Consider the following 17,200-nt stretch of genomic DNA (forward strand, 5'->3'; position numbering starts at 1 on the left):
GATGTTGCTAGCCTGTTCTCGAACATCGTTCCCGGAGTGCGACCATGGAAAATCAGCTTGCCCCCGCCGTCGGCGGCGCTTCGTCCTTCGAGGGGCTCAAGAAGCTCAACGATCATGGGGCCGAGTTCTGGAGCGCGCGCGAACTCCAGCCGCTGCTGGGATACAGCCAGTGGCGCAGGTTCGAGGATGCTATCCGGCGTGCCATGGCGTCGTGCGAACAGTCGGGTAATGCCTGCGACAACCATTTTGCCGCCGCCGGCAAGATGGTGGAGATCGGCTCGGGAAGCGCCCGGCAGGTCGATGATTTCCACCTGTCCCGCTTCGCCTGCTATCTGATCGCGCAGAACGGGGATCCGCGGAAACCCGCGATCGCGCAGGCGCAGAAATATTTCGCGGTGCAGACGCGGCGGCAGGAGCTGTCCGATCAGCATTCCGCCGACGTGGAGCGGCTGGAACTCCGCAAGCAGACCGCCGAGGAGTTCAAGGCCCTATCCGGAGCTGCGAAGTCGGCCGGGGTGGGCAACCGGATGTTCGGCGTGTTCCACGACGCGGGGTACAAGGGTCTGTACGACGGCCGTGGAGTCGACTCGATCAAATCGCTGAAGGGCGTCGCGAAGGGCGACAGCCTGATGGACCGCATGAACACCACCGAACTCGCCGCCAACCAGTTCCGGATGACGCAGACGCGTGACAAGCTGGCGCGCGAGCGTGTCCGGTCGGAACGTGGCGCGATCGACACCAGCCATTCGGTCGGTCGCGAAGTGCGGGAGGCGATCGCCCGGATCGGCGGGACGATGCCGGAAGACATTCCCGCGGACGAGCATATCAAGCATGTGGAAAAGCGCGTGAAGGCGGCCCAGCCGCGCGTCGCACTGGACGGACCCGAGGCCGGCGGCCTGATGGGCCCGGTTAAGCCGGAGAATGAAAGCTCGTGAAGAAGACCAAACTCGAACTGACCTGGCCGGGCAAGGAAGAGCGGCCGCGGCTGGAGCCGCGCATCCTGCTCGAGCACCCGGAGCGCGGCCATCATGCCGCTGCGCGCCGCGAGGGCGATCTGTTCGACAACATGCTGATCAAGGGCGACAACCTGCTCGCGCTCAAGGCGCTGGAACAGGACTATGCGGGCAAGGTGAAGTGCGTTTTTATCGACCCTCCCTACAATACGGGATCGGCATTTGAGCATTACGACGACGGCATCGAGCACTCGCTTTGGCTGTCACTCATTCGGGAGCGGCTGGAAATAATTCGCCGATTGCTAACTTCTGATGGCAGTCTCTGGATTACGATAGACGATAACGAGGTTCATTACCTCAAGGTTCTCTGTGATGAGGTTTTCGGGCGATCAAATTTCGTTGCCAACATTGTATGGCAGTCCAAAGACACGCCAGGGAATAACGCCACGACAATATCGCAAACACACAATATGGTTCTTGTCTATAAGGCCAGTGATGCTTGGACACCTAATCTAATACCGCGGAACGAAAAGCAGACGGCCACTTATAAAAATATAGATGATGATAGCCGTGGACCTTGGCTTGGCACCCCCCTCACTCGGGCTGAATATCGCGAGCGCGATGTATATGCGCTAGTCAACGACGCTAACCGCGAAGTATGGCCTCCCAAGGGAAGTTCGTGGCGTCGTCCCAAAGATCAGCTTGAGCGATTGAAGGCTGAAAAGAGGATCTACTGGGGAAAGAATGGGGATGCAGATTTTCCTGTCGAGAAGAAGTTTCTGAGCGAAGTTAAAGATGGCGTTGTTCCGCAAACCTGGTGGCCATACGAGTTTGCGGGAAGCACAAGAAATGCCAGCGCAGAGATGAAAGGCCTATTCGAGGGTGCCAAAGCCTTCGACACGCCTAAGCCAGAGAAAATCGTCATGCGCGCCTTGGAAATTGCGACCGGAGCTGGAGATATCGTCCTGGACTCCTTCGCCGGCTCCGGCACCACGGGTGCGGTCGCTCATAAGATGGGGCGTCGTTGGATCATGGTCGAGATCGGCGACCATGCCGATACGCATATCGTTCCGCGCCTTACCAAGGTGATCGACGGCGATGACGCAGGCGGCGTCACCAAAGCCGTCAGTTGGGAGGGCGGCGGCGGTTTCCGCTACTACACGCTCGCGCCGTCGCTGCTCGAACGCGACGCCTATGACAATTGGGTGATCGCGCCGGAGTATAACGGACCGATGCTGGCGCAGGCGGTGTGCAAGCATCTCGGCTTCACGTACGATCCCGCGCAGGGTGGCGACGGCGACGAACGTATTGCCGACTGGTGGCGGCACGGGAAGTCGAGCGAGCGCGACTTCCTCTATGTCACGACCCAGGCGCTGACGCAGGATGCGCTGCGGCTGCTGTCGGAAGAGGTCGGGCCGGATCGGTCGCTGCTGATCTGCGCGCGCGCCTTCTCGGGCAATATCGACGCGTTCGAAAATCTGACGTGCCGCAAGATTCCAGCCAGCATCCTGAGCAAATGCGAATGGGGCCGCGACGATTACTCGCTGAACATCGCCGCGCTGCCGGAGCGGGAACCGACTGAAATTGCGCGGGACGCCGGTCCGCTGTTCGCGGGAGAGCCGGCCAATGGCTGACCTCACCCGCGACGACCGCCTCCGCCGCCAGGTCGCGCAGCGCCTGAGCCTGCGCAAGCCTCAGGAAGAGGCGCTGCGGATCCTCGCCGACGTGGCGGGCCGGCTCGATTGGGACGGCACCGCCGACCCGGCGGAGCTGCTCGCCGATATCCGCGCGACCTATCCGTCGGTCGAGAGCTTCGAGCGCACCTTCCCGTCGCTGGCCTTCGCGCTGGCAACGGGGGTCGGCAAGACACGGCTGATGGGCGCGTTCATCGCCTGGCTGTATCTGACCGGCCGGTCGAAGAACTTCTTCGTCCTCGCGCCGAACACCACCATCTACGACAAGCTCGTCACCGATTTCTCGCGCCAGTCGTCGCCCAAATACGTCTTCCGCGGGATCGCCGAATTCGCGCAGACGCCGCCGATCATCGTCACCGGCGACACGTGGGAGGAAGGGCGCGGCATCCGCGGCTCCGATCTGTTCGGCGGCGAGGCGATCATCAACATCTTCAACGTCGACAAGATCAACAAAGAGAAGGGCCGCATCCGCTCGTTCCGCGAAACGCTGGGCGAGAGCTATTTCGACTATCTCTCCCGCCTGCCGGACCTCGTCATGCTGATGGACGAGGCGCATCGCTATCGCGCCAAGGCGGCTGCCAACGCGGTGTTCGAGCTCAATCCGCGGATCGGGCTCGAGCTGACCGCGACGCCGAAGACGGTCGGCGCGTCTCCCAAGGACTTCAAGAACGTCATCTATTCCTACGGCCTTGGCGAAGCGATGGCCGACGGCTACGTCAAGGAACCGGCGGTGGCGACGCGCGCCGACTTCCGGCCGGACGGCGTCGCGACCGACGAGCTTGAGCGGATCATGCTCGCCGATGGCGTGACCTATCACGAGCATGTCAAGGTCGAGCTGGATCTCTACGCCCGTCAGAGCGGGCGGCAGAAGGTTCATCCCTTCATGCTCGTCGTCGCGCGGGATACCACGCATGCCAGCGCGATCCGCGCCTATCTCGAAAGCGAAGACTTCCACGACGGCGCGTATCGCGGCCGCGTGGCCGAGGTCCATTCGAACCAGACCGGCGAAGAGTCGAACGAGGCGATGGCGCGGCTCGTCGGGCTGGAGCACGACGCCCAGACCGACATCGTCGTCCACGTCAACAAGCTGAAGGAAGGCTGGGACGTCACCAACCTGTACACGATCGTGCCGCTACGCGCCTCGGCATCGGAAATCCTGACCGAACAGACCCTGGGGCGCGGTCTGCGCCTGCCCTACGGCACGCGCACCGGCGTCGAGGCGGTCGATACGCTGACGGTCATCGCCCACGATCGCTTCGACGAGGTCATCAGGCGCGCCCGCGAGCCCGGGTCGATCGTGAAGCTGAAGGAAATCACGATCGGCGAAGGCGGCGACGTGACGCCGGACACGCGGGAGGTCATGACCGTGCCGACCGCCGTCGAGGCGATGTTCACCGGGCGCGTTCCAATGGCGACCATCGTGCGCGATGGCGACGATGCGCCGACCTACACGCCGCCGACCCCGGAGCAGGTCGCGATCGCTGATGCGACGCTCGCCTTCATCCGCGAGCGCGAGCGCACGCTGCCGGGCGGCTTGGCCGATCTCAAGAAGCCGGAGGTGCAGGCCGCCATCGCCGCCGACGTGCGTCGCGCAACGGCCGCGGCGCAGGGCAGCTTCGACGCGGTACTGCCGACGGCCGCTATCGAGGCGCTGGTGGCCGAGATTGCGGTTGGCGTCGCCGGCAACACGATCGAGATCCCGGAGATCGTCGTGTTGCCGAGCCGCGAGGTGAATTTCTGGTTCGACGACTTCGACCTTGAGGGTCTCGACACGATCCGCTTCCGCCCGTCGAGCGACACGATCCTGATCCGTAATCTGCGCGACGACAGCCAGCGCGAGCTCGCCCGCGAGCGGTCCGGTCCTCGAGAGCGGCGGCCGGAGGATTATATCATCCGCCATTTGATCGACTATCCCGAGGTCGATTACGACAGTCACGCCGACCGGCTCTATAAGTGGGCAGGCCAGGTGATCGAGCGGCTGCGCGCCTATCTCGCCACCGAGGAAGAGGTCGAAGCCGTCGCGCTGGAGCATGGCCGTGCGCTCGCCCGCTTCGTGTTCGAGCAGATGCGGCGCCACTATCGCGAGACCCCAGTCGAATATCGCGCCAAGCGTGTGCGTTCTTTCAAGGCTCTCAAGCCCCAGCAGCTTGGTGTCAGCCTGGCAAAGCGGCTGCCCCTAAATGAAGCGGCGTATCCGCTGTCTGCGACGCCGGGCATCCTGTTTTTCGGCTCAACGAAAAGCCCGTATCAGTTTCATAAATTCGACAGCGACCCCGAACGCCGCTTCGCCGCGCTGATCGATAGCGACAACATGCCCACCGTGATCCGGTGGCTTCGCCCAGCCGCCGGCCAGTTCGACATCGAATACGACCGCGGCCGCCGATACGAACCGGACTTCGTTGTCGAATGCACCGACCGCAAGCTCATAGTCGAGGTCAAGGCCGAACGCGATCTTGCCGACGCCACCGTCCAGGAGAAAGCCCGCGCCGCCCGCGCCTGGGTCGCCAACGCCAACATCTTCGCAGCCGAAGGTGACGGCAAACTCTGGAGCTATGCGTTGTTGTCCGAGCGCGACGTAACGGAAAGCCTAACCATCGCAGGGGTGATGGCAAAGGCGGCGTGATCGTTCGTCCGCATCTTATCCGCCCTCACAGACAGAGACGAACACCATAAACGTCGCGATCGTCACCTGATGCGGCTGCGGACCTGGGCTAGAAAATTATCCCAGAAATAGGCGGCGGCGCCAGCGGCGTCGAGCGGTCCATCCGCCCGAACATGCGCCATCGCACTGCGCGCACTAAACGCGAGGCCGTCGGCGGTGTCCTCGATCGGCAGCCAGTCGTTCATCGAGTTTCGTGTGCTCGTAGCCGTGTCGTAACTCAGGCATAGCGCGTTCCGCCACATGTCGCCGCCATGCCAGATGCTGACCTGGCCGACGCGCTTGCCGTCAAGATAAGCGCTGGCAGCAAATGAGCGGCTATCGATCCGCTCGAAGTCCGTATCGATACGCGAATCAGACGCCTTCAGTTCGGCGAGCTTCTCTTCGAACAGCGATGCCGTTGCCTGAAACCCCTCACGCAGGAATCGGTCACGATCAAGGTCTGTCGGCTTCGCGGCGATGCCAAAAAGGGCGGAGGCGTTCGCCGGCCGATTCGTGGCGACCCCGGTTTCCGGCTGGAACGTCGTCGCGTCGGCGTTGCGCGGACCGCTCGCCCTGCCGGCCTTCAGCATCTCGCGGATCGCACCAACGGCATTGTCGAACGCCGTGTCGGTGTCGGGCCAGCTGATGACGGGCTTGCCGTCCTTGGGCAGCGCGACGAATTCCGACAACGCTTGATCATCGCCGACCGGCACGCCTTTCCATTGGCAGGGTCGCAAGATGATCGAGACCACGCGCGCCGTGCCGTCACGCTGGCGTGCAAAGGCGCGCATCATCTCCTGTTCGTAACAATATTCGGATGCGATGAAGGCTGCTGACACAAGCAGGATAACAAGGTCGGAAGCCGACAAGGCTGCCTGCACGGCGGGATCGAGATGCTCACCGGGGCGCAGCATCCCGTCATGCCAGATGTCGATCAGCCCCTCGCGCTGTAGTGGTGCGAGGTGTTGCACCAGTTGATCCTTCAATGCCGTGTCGGCGTGGGTGTAGGATATGAAGCCAGTCGTCATTTCCGAGGTCTAGCGTGTAGATGCGTGCCAGACCACGTCTGCCGTTCAGTGTCGTTGCCCCCTAAATGCCTGACGGTGCCTCGCGGGTTTGCATGATGTACTCGCGGGGCGAGCGATAGCCCAGCGCCTTGTGGGGGTGGACCTCGTTGTAGTGGGTCAGCCAAGCGGGCAACTGCTCGATCACGGTACGTGCGTCGGGCGTGGGGTTCACGCGGACATAGTCGCGCTTGAGCGTGCGGACGAAGGCTTCTGCCATGCCGTTCGACTGCGGGCTGCTAACCGGGGTGGTGCGCGGGATGAGGCCGATGTCGCGCGCGAAGCGCCTGGTATCGCCAGCGACGTAGGGACTGCCGTTGTCGGTGAGCCACTCGATCGGCTCGGCGAGGCGGTTCACGGGACCGAAGCGGTGCTCGACGGTGGCAACCATCAGGTCGCGGACATCCTCGGCGGTGATGCCGCCGGTGGTGGCGACGTGTCCCATGGCTTCCCGGTCGCAACAGTCGAGTGCGAAGGCGACGCGCACCTTCTCGCCATTGTCGCAACCAATCTCCAGCGCGTCGGAGCACCAGCGGGTGTTGCGTCGGTCGACCGAGACACGACCATCATGGCGCCGCTCCTGGCCCTTACCGCTATGGGGCTGGAGTAGCAGGCCGTGAACCTTCATGACGCGGTAGACGCGTTTCGGATTGGGCGCTGCGCGCCCGGTTTGGCGGGCCTGACGTCGCAGCAAGGCATGAACGCGGCGATAGCCGTAGGTCGGCAGATCGGCGACGAGTGCGCGAATGTCCGCGACCAGTTCAGCGTCGGGCAGCGGCGGTCGCCCGCGGGGCCGGGGCGGTGGCCGGTTGCGCATGGCGGACAGATGCTGGCGGCTGATGCCGATGGCGTCGGCGACCGCGGTCACCGACCGTCCCCCGGCAACGAGGTCGAGCGCAACAGCAGTTTTTTTGGGCCTGCGGCCCGGGACACGGCCTCGCGCAGGATTTCGGCTTCCATGGTCTTTTTGCCGAGCAGGCGCTGAAGCTCGCTCACCTGTGCCTGCAACGCCCGGTACTCGGACGCGGGTACCACCTCCTCGCCGGCGCTGGCCGCGGTCAGCGCGCCTTGGGCCATCAGTCGTCGCCAGGTGAAGAGCTGGCCGGCGCCGATGCCGTGGCCGCGGGCGACCAGCGACACGCTCATGCCCGGCAGGTACGTCTCCTCGACGATCCGGACCTTCTCCTCCGGGGTCCAGCGCCTCCGGCGCTGAACCCCGGAGAGAACCTCGCCGTCGTTGTAACGCCTGGTCGTATGCTCAGTCATATGCCTCACTCTTATCCAAGAGCGAGACCCTGTCAGGTCATTTAGGGGGCCATCTCATTCAGTCGATGTTGGTTTCGCCGCTATCATTCATATGGGTCGACAAAGCCGTGTCAGCCTTCATCATCTTCGCCTTCTTGCGCATCAGCGCCGCTTGTTCTAAATACGTTCCGTTCGGGTCCTGGATTGGGCCGGAGGTAGAGTCGATGCTCGAACCAAGCGCCGCGGCGCTCAGAGCGGAGGACGGCCTCACCCGGATGTGCGGCGTCTGGTGCACAACAGTTGAAGGTGTAGGTGCAGCACCTTCATTGCGGGCCCCACGGTGGGGTGCAATGTCGGTAGCGGGGTAAATCCGCTCCTGGCTTGGGGTGTCAGACCTCCAGGTCGTTACGACGGTCGATTATGATCGACTGCTCGGGCGATTCTGGAGGAAACCGATGCCCGATCTTCTCTCTACAAATAGTGTTGCGAACGATCGCGTGGTGCAGGGTGCCGGCAAGCCGGCACGTGCGGTCAAGTCGTCGAAGGGCGGTGCGAGCGCAACAGGCAGCGCGAGCAAACGCGGAAGTGGCCAAGCCGAACTGAAGTACGGCGGCGCACTGACATCGGCCCTCGCACAGGCGCTCGCGCTCGAACCGCAGAAGAAAACCAAGGATCAGCTGGCCGAGAGTGTCCTGGCTGACGTGATTGCCGCCATCACTGCCTTCCCGGGCGTGAAGCTCAAGAAGCTGTGGCCGCTGCTCAAGGAACTCGGTGCCGAGAACGACGGCGCGACCTTCAGACGGGCGCTCGTGCGCGCGTTGAAGGAGGAGGCGGAACGTCAGCCTGTGATCGCCCTGTCGCTCCAGACCCGCGCGCCTCGCGTCGATGAGGCCACGAGAAAGTCGGCGAAACCAGATGTGGCTGCGGCGCAGCAGCAGGTCGAACCAGCAGCCATGTCGGGCACATCCACGATCGAAGAGGAACTGCGCAGCCTGCGCGCGCCCGGCTTCTAATCGCCGATCCGCAACCGCGGATGCGGCGACAATCGTCCATTCAACACAGATCAGCGGGGCAGCCCGCTAGAAGGTATGTATCATGGTCATCAAGTCATTTCGCAGCAATCCGAACAAGCCCGGCACTGTCGGCAACGGTCCGCAGGCTGGCGGCATCGCAAAGTCGGCGGGCGTGATGCAGTCCTCGGCCATCGCGCTACTTGCCGGACTGCGGGTCGGGTTCATCGACGCCGACAGCACAACCGCGGCGACGTCATCGCTGGTCGATCCAACCCGCCACACCGTCCTCAAGCTCACCGACGATGCCGACTTCGCCGACCGCGCGCAGCGGACCTTTGCCGGGTTCGACTTGGTGTTCATAGACTTCGGCGCGGCCCAGCTATCGAATCCCGAGACGATCCTGCCGACGCTTGGCATCATGGATGCGTTCGGCGGCGCGGCGAATTGCGCGCTCATTCTCAATCAGATCCCGCACAAAACCGGGTTGACGGCGGATCTCAACCGTATCGGCAGCTTCTTCTCGCCGCGTGCACAAATCCGCATTGCCCGACACAATATCGATGGCACTGGAAAGTTCGAGGACCTGCCTGCCGCACTGGCGAACTTTCCCGTTCATTACGTCGATAACTTCCCACCCAACGTCGATGACCTGTGGCGTTCCCGCCGCCTCCTGCCTTCTGACCTGATCGACGCGCCGCCGCCGGGCTATGAACTGGCGACAGCCAAGATTGCGCTGCATCTGCTGCGGATCGCGGAATCCGAGCACTTTGCGGAGTGGCTCGGCGCGGCTGCCGCGATCCCCAAGCTGCGAGCTGCTGCCAAGGACGCGCTCAAATACACCCCGCCGTTGCCCGCCGAGCAGCTCACCAATGCCGTGCTGACCGCATACGACGGGTTGCAGCGCGCGATGCACAAGGTTCTGCACGCGCACTCCGACGCAGACTGCGTCACATCAGCGAGAGAGGCTCAGCACTACGATCGCGAGTACCGCGCGGCGAGAGCCTGATCCGCACGCGTCGGCTCGCTTGTTTTCCTGCCAGCGTCGTTCGAACCGACGTCGAACGGCGCTGACGTTCCGAGGTCAAGATTGTCGGCGCAGCGCACGATCAAATGCCCGAATTTACCCGATTGCCTTCTTAAAGTTGGTGGAGGGGAAAAGTGCAGGATGGGCCCGGTTAACCGGGCCGGCAGGTCGCCATTCCGCGCTGCGCTTGTCACGGCGACCTGAGGAAGCAGATCATGGCACGTAGCCCGAACAAATCTATCGCGTCGTCGCTCCAGACCCTGACGGTCGGCGCGCGCATGACGCTTGACGAAGTCGAGAAGATCGACGCCGCCGCCCGCGCGGCGCACCTTGACCGATCGGCCTATATCCGCCGCGTGTTGAAAGGGCGTGCCATCAGGTTCTACCCCATGGAGATGCTGCTCGCCGAGGCTGTCGCCTTGTTCTCCACGATGCGGATCAGCGTCGAGCTCGGCCGCACGGAAGGTCTCGCAGATGCATTCGATCGGCTCGATGCGCTGCTGGATCGAATGTGCGTCCTGAGCATGGAAGAGCCACGCCCGTGATTGCAAAGAGCATCGGCCTAAACAATCGGCGTGTGCGGCGTGCCGTCAATCGCGAACTCAGACGGAAGGGATTGCCGACAACAATCGTCTCGCCCGAGCAGGTTCGGGGTCGCGCGGCTGCCCTGACCGATTATCTCCGGGATGCCGATCCGACGCAGCTGCGAAGACTGGAACTGGCGGGTGAGAAGAGCCATGCTGCGCTGATCTACATCGCCGACGTCGCAGCGACGATTGCCGAACTACAGCGCGTCGAACCCGGCGAGAAGGTCGACGTCATCGGCTTCAGGAATTTCAGGAGCGACGACTTCATTCGATGCCAGCGCGAGATGATCGCGACGATGATGCGCTCGCCCGGCATCGATCCGCTCGAGCATTACGTCATCGCCTGGCAGGGCAATGAGCAGCCGACCCCTGAGCAGGTCCACCGCGTTGCCGAGATCTTTCTCGACGTGATGGGCCTGAGCGAGAACCAGGCGATCTACGCCGCTCATTCGAATACGGCCAACTATCACCTGCACATTGCCGCCAACCGTGTGCATCCGAAGACGCACCAACGCATTGCGGCGGGCGGCGACTGGCAGGTCGATATGATTCATCAGGCGGTCGCCATGATCGAATATGAACAGGGCTGGGCATCCGAGCCGAATGCGCTCTATCGTGCCAATGAACACGGCGTCTTCCACAAAGAAACTGGAATTCAGGTCCGGGATGCCACGGGGATCACTGGCCGATATCCCAGCAAGGAGCAGCGCGCCGATAGCCGTGAAGCATCGGCGGCCGAGAAGGAGAAGCTGCCGATCGAGGAACAACTGTCGGAGGGAGCGCGCGCCTACGAAAGACGGACTCAGCTCGCTTCTTTCGAGCGGCTCGCGAAGACGGTCGTCAAGCCGATCCTGCGGACGGCACGATCGTGGTCGGAGGTGCACGAACGCCTCGCCGAGCAGGGCTTCGAATATGAAACCGGCGGAACCGGCGCGCGTATCCGGTGGGCCGACCGCACCCTCGCCGCATCCACCGCGGATCGATCCGCTGCGCTCGGACAGATGGAAAAGCGATCCGGCTTCGGCCCTTTTGTCGCTCGAAATCCCTCGGTCGATGTTGTCGAGCGTCGCCCCATGTCGCTGACGGCGGACGAGGGGCCGGAGCGGTATTGGGCCGAACGACAAACCTATGCCGACGGCCTGGAAACCCTGAAGGGTCATCTTCAATCGCAAAGGGCCGCGATCGAACAGAACCTCGTCGCGATACAAGACTGCATGTCAGCCGACGTGATCGCGGTAGGTTGGGCGGACGCGGGCGCGATGCTGAACGTCGCGCGCGGCGTAGTGGGGCATGAGCATCGACGACTGACCACAGGCGTCGTCGAGCAGTTTAAGGCGGCTGCGAGCGCGTTGCCGACGATGCAGAACTTTCCAACGCTGGACGCCTGGTCTGCCGGTGCATCGGTTCCGGCCCTGCCATCCCTGGAAAACATCACCATGCCGGCCATATTCATGTCCTTGGGATATGGGTCGGCACCGCTATCGATCGACGTGCCCGGCTATCGTCGTGTCGCCGTTGGCCGCGCTTTTCATCATCTCGACGAACACGGGAAGGTCGCACTCCGGGATTTCGGCGACCTCCTCGTGGTCGATCAGGCGCACAAACCGGAAGCAGTTCGGGCGGCATTGCTGCTCGCGCAGAAGAAGTGGGGATCGGTTTCCATTGTCAGCGGTGACGCGGCGTTTCGCGCTCTGTGCGCTCGCCTGGCGGTTGAGGAGGGCGTGACGCTGACCGATGCATCGGCTCCGATCCAGGCCAAGTCCGCACAGCACCACGCGCAACTGCCGCCACCAATAGCGGAAAAAGATCGCTCTATCGCACTGACGTCAGACCAACCGGCCGGCAAGCAGATCACTGCGGAACCGCATATGCGCTTGCCGGATCTCGATGCGGTCACGATCTACGACGACTTCCCGTTCCTTCATGATCCGCCTGACGATGAAGACGGCGCAACGGTTCGACAGTTCGTCGGCCTCCACTCCTTCGTCGATGCTTGGCTGACCGTCTACAGGAGTGATGCTCAAGATTTCGTCCGGCTTCGACCGCTGGCCAGCCGCATCATGCGTAATGACGAAGCCCGCGCGATCGTGACACAGATGGGAGCCGAAGGCTGCGCGGAAGCGGACCGTATCGCCCAGCAGGCGCAGTTCCACCAACGTCAGCAGGCAGCGCGTCAGTTCGCGATACAGCGATCGTGAACCTCACTTCGCCCGCCTTCCGCGGATCGAGCCGAACTTCTGCCAATCCGTCGGGCGCAGCCGCAGCGGCATGACCGGCAGGTCCGGTAGCAGGTCGCCGAGCTTAGCGACCAGCGGCAGCAGCAGATCGAGGCCGGGCTCTTCTTCATAGGATGCGGCTGTCTCGCCATCGGGCACGTGACCGAGCAGATACTGGCGCAGCCCCGGATCGAACTTGCGGTCGCGCCAGAACGAGGCGACGCGGGTGCGGATCGAGTGGACGTCGACATCCTTGCGCCCGCGCTTCTGACTCGTACCGTTCGGGAAGTGGAAGTCGCGCAGCGGCTCGAACACCTTGTCGTAGAAGACGTGGTCGAAGCTCATGCTTGCCTTGGAATTGTAGAATTCGGGGAACAGCAGCTCGTGGCCCAGCTCGCGCATCGCGCGGACGTGGTCGAGGAAGCCGAGGCGGATCAGGGCCGGGCTGATCGGCACCTTGCGGTCCGACTGGCCGTTCTTGAGCAGGCGATAGGCGTTATCGCGGAAGTGGATGTAGGGGACCGGCGCGTCCTCATAGATGTCGGCCAGCATCAACCCGGCCGGCTCCTCCGACCGCCCGCCGGTGCAGATCACCAGCGGCAGCCCCCAATACATGCCATCGTGAAAAACGATGTCGCCGGGCACCAGCCGATTCCACAGCCCCTTGCAACCGGTCCAGACCGGCCCGGAAACGAGCGTTCGCAGATCAGCCTCCGCCCAGGGAAGGCGCTTGCCGCCCTTGCGGCCCTTCACCTTACGGCGCAGCTTGCCGAGATCGACGTCGGGCGTGACGTAGCCGTTGGCGTCGGCGAACTTGAACAACGCGCTGAGCCAGGTGACGTGCTTGTTGTGGGTGATGTCGCTGATGCCGACGGTCGGCAACAGCTCGCGCTCGGCGGCGACCGGATCACGCTTCCAGATCGCGCGGAGAGCATCGCCGCGTTCGATGACGGCGGTCATGCCGCCCTCGATGTCCTCGCGGGTATGGCCGTAGCGGGTCGGCAGCCGCGGAAAGAGCGCGGTCATCGCGCTGCACGACTGCTGGTCGATCTCCGACAGCATCAGGTCGCCGTTCGCGGCCAGGAACAGGTTCACGACCGCGTCGATGTCGCGACGGCGTTCGTCGCGCCACTCGCGATCGTCGATCTTCCGCTGAAGGCAGGTCGCGGCCAGCGTCGACAACGGCACGTCGATCTTCCCCGCGGCCCGGACGGCGATGGTCGCGACCGTCGCCACCGGCGTCGGAGCCGGCGCTGGCACCGGCGTCGTCTGGTGCGGAGTCGTCGGCTCCGCTGGCGGCGATGCCACCACTTCGCGAGCCGGAAGGTCGAGCAGCCGTCGTAGCGCGCCCGGCAGCGGCCAGACATCGGCTTCGGGGTTGGGCAGATCAAGCCCTTCGGTCGCGGCGAGACAGGCGTTGCGATAGGCAGCCGCTGCAACGCGCGACATCGTGCGCAGATTGTCTTCGGTCGGCTTGATCCCGGCGGATCGCAGGTAGCTTGCCAGATGGTTGTGACCGATCGGCGAGGCACCGTGATGCCGCGCCACCGTCACGAACAGGGCGTCCGCATCACGGGACGACAGGTCACTCTCGGCGAGCTGGTTCCGGAACGCCTCGTCCGCCTCGGGCGGCACGGGCGTCGAAGCGATCAGCGTGAAGTAACGAGCATAGGCAAGATTGATCGCGGCGTGCGCCTCGGCGCGGAACGGGGTCGCCGCCTGCTGGACGATGTAGCGGTCGAGTGACGCCTCGAACGCCGTCCGGTACACGGCCCGCATGTCGTCCGGCGCGATCCGTGTCCTCAGATCTTCGGCAACGCTCATCTCCACCCTCTTCATCTCCATCTCGAGATACCCGGCGCGGGCTCTGGCCTCGCGCGGGCATCGCGTTTTCAGCGACATCCGGATGGTTATAGGATCGTTAACGACGCCGACGAAGCGGACCGATCTACGCCACCACTGGGTGGTGCCGCGGGAATAGATGTTGGTGGCCATGCGCACTCCGGCTGGCATGGCGGGCACAATCGCGAGCACAGCGGCTGGCACAATTTCCGGCACAATTGTGCGAAACGATTCGCGACCAATTACCCGCCTCCTCAGAAAAGGCGGGCTTTCCGATCGATTCCGCTTGACAAAGCCGAAAATTGGTCGGGGAGACAGGATTCGAACCTGCGACATCCTGCTCCCAAAGCAGGCGCGCTACCAGACTGCGCCACTCCCCGACGCGAAGCGCGGCCCTAGTCGCAAATGCCGCGCGGTACAAGCGTTGGTGGGCCCGGCAGGACTCGAACCCGCAACCTAGCCGTTATGAGCGGCCAGCTCTAACCATTGAGCTACAGGCCCACGCTGTACGTGCGGAGCGATAGCGTCGGGCGCGGGGATTGCGCAAGGGCGATCATGCCCTGCCCGCTTCCCGCGCGATCAGGCGGAGTCGCGTTCGACCAGGATCGGCGACATGACGACCGAGGGCGCATCCTCGCCCGCGATCCGGCGGAACAGCGCGGACACCATTTCATTGGCGCCACGGGCGATATCCTGGCGGACGGTCGTGATGCGCGGCACGGCGCTGGACGACAGCGGCAGGTCGTCATAGCCGACAACCGGCAGGTCACCCGGCACGCGCAGGCCGCGGTCGGCCAGCACCCGCAGCGTGGTCAGCGCGATGACGTCGGACGCGGCGGCGATGCCGTCGATCTCGCCACCGACGCGATCGAGATGCGCGGCGATCTCCTGCTCCATGATGTCGGATGCGAGATGGGTGTCGAGCTGGATCGGCGGCTTGGCGATGCCGGCCATCGCCATCGCCTGCGCCACGCCTTCGCAACGTTGCCGGATTTCAGGTGCGCGCAGTTCGCCCAGAAACGCGATGCGCTTGGCCCCGCGCTCGATCAGCCGTTCGCCCGCCAGCCGGCCGCCGGCGATATTGTCGGTGCCGACCGCGCAATGCACCTGGCCGGGCAGGTTGCTGCTGCCCCACGCCACCAGCGGGCGGTAGCGGCGGGCGACACGCTCGATCGTGTGGAACTGGTCGGACTGGCCGATCAGCAGCACGCCGTCCATCATCCCCGAATCGACGATCCGTTCCAGCCAGTCGGTCGCGTCCGGGATGACGCGCGACAGCATCAGGTCGTAACCGTCCTCGGTAAGCCGGTCGGCGAGGAATCCGAGCATGGTCATGAAGAACGGGTCGGACAGATGCTGGCGCCGCTCATGGCCCAGCGGAACGACCACGCCGATCACGCCGGTGCGCTGCGTCCGCAACCGGCTGGCCATCTGGTTCGGGCGAAAGCTGTGTTCGGCGGCCAGCGCCTGGATGCGGTCACGGGTTTCGGCATTGACCAGCGACTTGCCGGCCAGCGCGCGCGATACCGTACCCGGCGACACCCCGGCCAGCCGCGCCAGATCGGCAATCGTTCGTACGGGGGAACGCGCTGTCGAATATTCGTCCATGGCGTACTTGTAGGAACATATTGGATTGTTCGGCCAGCGGAATGTGACCGCGAGCAGCATGGTTGCAAACGATTGCAGGGCCAAGTAACGGCGATTGTAACGACACGGCTTGTCGCGACCTCGGTCGCTGCGGCATGACCGGGTTCCAGCGGAAGAGGATCGATCGATGGTTGCGGACAGGATGGTGGCCGGTGTCGAACTGGGCGGGACCAAGTCGATCGCGGTGATCGGACGGGGCGACACGATCCTCGACAGCTTCCGCGTGCCGACCACGACACCCGGCGAAACATTGGGAGCGCTGGCCGCGAAGCTCGCCGAATGGCGGCGAATCCATCGTCCCGAAGCGATCGGCATCGCCAGCTTCGGGCCGATCTCGGTTGAGCAAGGGCGGATGCTGCCGACGCCCAAGCCGCATTGGGCGGGCGCGGACATCGTCGGCCCCCTTGCCGCCGGGTTCGACCGGGTGGCGTTCCATACCGACGTGACCGGCGCGGCGCTGGGCGAAGGGCGCCATGGCGCCGGCGTCGGCCTGTCCGATTTCCTCTATGTCACGGTCGGCACCGGGGTTGGCATGGGAATCATCGCCAACGGGCAGCCGGTCACCGGCATGATGCACCCGGAGGCCGGGCATATCCGCGTGCGACGTCGCGCGGGCGACGATTTTGCCGGTGCCTGCCCGTTCCATGGCGATTGTCTTGAAGGGCTGGTCAGTGGGCCGGCGATCGCCGCACGGGCGGGCAAGCCGGCGCATCTGCTGACGGCCGACGATCCGGCGTGGCGCGATGTCGCCGATGCGCTGGGCGAGGCGTTCGCGATGCTGTTCCTCACCCTGTCCCCTGCCCGCCTCATCGTCGGCGGTGGCGTCGGGCTGGGTCAGCCGCAGGTGCTGCCGATGGTGCGCGAACGCACGGTCGCGGCGTTGGCCGGCTATCTGGGCTTCGTCGACGAGCACTCGATCGCCGAGCGGATCGTGCGGGCGGGCTTGGGCGATGAAGCCGGCCCGCTCGGCACCTTGGTCATGGCGCAGGGCGTGCTCCCGGGCGCCTAATCCGCGTCGGACTTGTCGGTCCCGGTTGCGTCGTTGTGGGCGCCGCCCGGACCGCCATGATAGTCCTTTTCGCTCTGCCCGCCATCGAAGCGGCCGGCATCGCTGTCGTCATGCGGGTTGGGATAGGCGCCGCCGGCAGATTCGCCGCCGCTGGGCGAAGTATTGACGCCATCGGGTTTGGCGGCGTCGGAACCGCCACCGACCGCCTGATTGGGTTGCTTTCCGTCGTCGGTCATCGCGCGCTTCTCCTTGCCGTTCAGGGAGT

14 protein-coding genes and 2 tRNA genes are annotated in these 17,200 nt (G+C 64.2%); 8 read left to right on the forward strand and 8 right to left on the reverse strand.

Annotation, left to right across the window (positions count from 1 at the left end; all coding sequences use genetic code 11):
• Positions 1-44: 44 nt before the first annotated feature.
• Genes dinD through CA237_RS09365 form a run of 3 tightly spaced genes read left to right on the forward strand, consistent with a single transcriptional unit; the run spans position 45 to position 5,270 of the window.
• Positions 45-935 carry a DNA damage-inducible protein D gene (dinD, locus tag CA237_RS09355; protein ID WP_126013873.1) on the forward strand — a complete coding sequence of 297 codons (891 nt, stop codon included), beginning with the start codon at positions 45-47 and terminating at the stop codon, positions 933-935.
• A complete protein-coding gene (locus CA237_RS09360) occupies positions 932-2,587 on the forward strand; it encodes a site-specific DNA-methyltransferase (protein WP_126013875.1) in 1,656 nt (551 codons plus the stop codon). Before dinD ends, CA237_RS09360 begins: the two co-directional genes overlap by 4 nt.
• Positions 2,580-5,270 carry a DEAD/DEAH box helicase family protein gene (locus tag CA237_RS09365; RefSeq protein WP_126013877.1) on the forward strand — a complete coding sequence of 897 codons (2,691 nt, stop codon included), beginning with the start codon at positions 2,580-2,582 and terminating at the stop codon, positions 5,268-5,270. Before CA237_RS09360 ends, CA237_RS09365 begins: the two co-directional genes overlap by 8 nt.
• 62 nt (positions 5,271-5,332) lie before the next feature.
• On the opposite strand, the gene CA237_RS09370 is transcribed toward CA237_RS09365, so the two are convergent.
• The 3 genes from CA237_RS09370 to CA237_RS09380 all read right to left on the reverse strand — a co-directional run bounded on the left by CA237_RS09370 (position 5,333) and on the right by CA237_RS09380 (position 7,892).
• Positions 5,333-6,316: a toll/interleukin-1 receptor domain-containing protein gene (locus CA237_RS09370; RefSeq protein WP_126013879.1), complete on the reverse strand. Its 984-nt coding sequence runs from the start codon at positions 6,314-6,316 to the stop codon at positions 5,333-5,335.
• A 61-nt stretch (positions 6,317-6,377) separates the two neighbouring features.
• A protein-coding gene (locus CA237_RS09375) for an IS3 family transposase (protein WP_126013881.1) occupies positions 6,378-7,618 on the reverse strand; the annotation gives its coding sequence in 2 pieces (ribosomal slippage) (positions 6,378-7,264 and positions 7,264-7,618; 1,242 coding nt in all).
• Between the two features lie 58 nt (positions 7,619-7,676).
• Positions 7,677-7,892 (reverse strand): hypothetical protein, encoded by a 216-nt coding sequence (locus CA237_RS09380; protein WP_126013883.1) that lies wholly within the window; start codon positions 7,890-7,892, stop codon positions 7,677-7,679.
• A 160-nt stretch (positions 7,893-8,052) separates the two neighbouring features.
• Here CA237_RS09380 and CA237_RS09385 point away from each other — a divergent pair, with 160 nt between their 5' ends.
• The 4 genes from CA237_RS09385 to CA237_RS09400 all read left to right on the forward strand — a co-directional run bounded on the left by CA237_RS09385 (position 8,053) and on the right by CA237_RS09400 (position 12,419).
• Positions 8,053-8,610, forward strand: coding sequence for a hypothetical protein (locus CA237_RS09385; protein WP_126013885.1), 558 nt, complete (start codon positions 8,053-8,055; stop codon positions 8,608-8,610).
• 82 nt (positions 8,611-8,692) lie between these two features.
• The gene (locus CA237_RS09390) at positions 8,693-9,616 is read left to right on the forward strand and encodes a hypothetical protein (RefSeq protein WP_126013887.1); all 924 of its coding nucleotides are present in this window, start codon (positions 8,693-8,695) and stop codon (positions 9,614-9,616) included.
• 233 nt (positions 9,617-9,849) lie between these two features.
• Positions 9,850-10,179 (forward strand): hypothetical protein, encoded by a 330-nt coding sequence (locus tag CA237_RS09395; RefSeq protein ID WP_126013889.1) that lies wholly within the window; start codon positions 9,850-9,852, stop codon positions 10,177-10,179.
• Positions 10,176-12,419 (forward strand): relaxase/mobilization nuclease domain-containing protein, encoded by a 2,244-nt coding sequence (locus CA237_RS09400; RefSeq protein WP_126013891.1) that lies wholly within the window; start codon positions 10,176-10,178, stop codon positions 12,417-12,419. The genes CA237_RS09395 and CA237_RS09400 overlap by 4 nt, the downstream gene beginning before the upstream one ends.
• Positions 12,420-12,422: 3 nt before the next feature.
• Here CA237_RS09400 and CA237_RS09405 read toward each other — a convergent pair whose 3' ends face one another.
• The 4 genes from CA237_RS09405 to CA237_RS09420 all read right to left on the reverse strand — a co-directional run bounded on the left by CA237_RS09405 (position 12,423) and on the right by CA237_RS09420 (position 15,887).
• Positions 12,423-14,261 carry a hypothetical protein gene (locus tag CA237_RS09405; RefSeq protein WP_126013893.1) on the reverse strand — a complete coding sequence of 613 codons (1,839 nt, stop codon included), beginning with the start codon at positions 14,259-14,261 and terminating at the stop codon, positions 12,423-12,425.
• A 321-nt stretch (positions 14,262-14,582) separates the two neighbouring features.
• Positions 14,583-14,659 (reverse strand) — tRNA-Pro (locus CA237_RS09410).
• Between the two features lie 45 nt (positions 14,660-14,704).
• A tRNA-Ile gene (locus tag CA237_RS09415) sits at positions 14,705-14,780 on the reverse strand.
• Between the two features lie 78 nt (positions 14,781-14,858).
• On the reverse strand, positions 14,859-15,887 hold the full coding sequence (locus CA237_RS09420) for a LacI family DNA-binding transcriptional regulator (protein WP_066693121.1): 1,029 nt from the start codon (positions 15,885-15,887) through the stop codon (positions 14,859-14,861).
• A 166-nt stretch (positions 15,888-16,053) separates the two neighbouring features.
• Between CA237_RS09420 and CA237_RS09425 the strand changes: the two genes are divergently transcribed.
• Positions 16,054-16,935, forward strand: a complete 882-nt coding sequence (locus tag CA237_RS09425) for an ROK family protein (RefSeq protein WP_232308036.1) — start codon at positions 16,054-16,056, stop codon at positions 16,933-16,935.
• Here the strand turns inward: CA237_RS09425 and CA237_RS09430 are convergent.
• On the reverse strand, positions 16,932-17,171 hold the full coding sequence (locus tag CA237_RS09430) for a hypothetical protein (RefSeq protein ID WP_066693127.1): 240 nt from the start codon (positions 17,169-17,171) through the stop codon (positions 16,932-16,934). The genes CA237_RS09425 and CA237_RS09430 overlap by 4 nt on opposite strands.
• Positions 17,172-17,200: the final 29 nt, after the last annotated feature.

This window comes from Sphingomonas sp. ABOLH, assembly GCF_003951715.1.
Taxonomy (GTDB): Bacteria; Pseudomonadota; Alphaproteobacteria; order Sphingomonadales; family Sphingomonadaceae; genus Sphingomonas; species Sphingomonas hankookensis_A.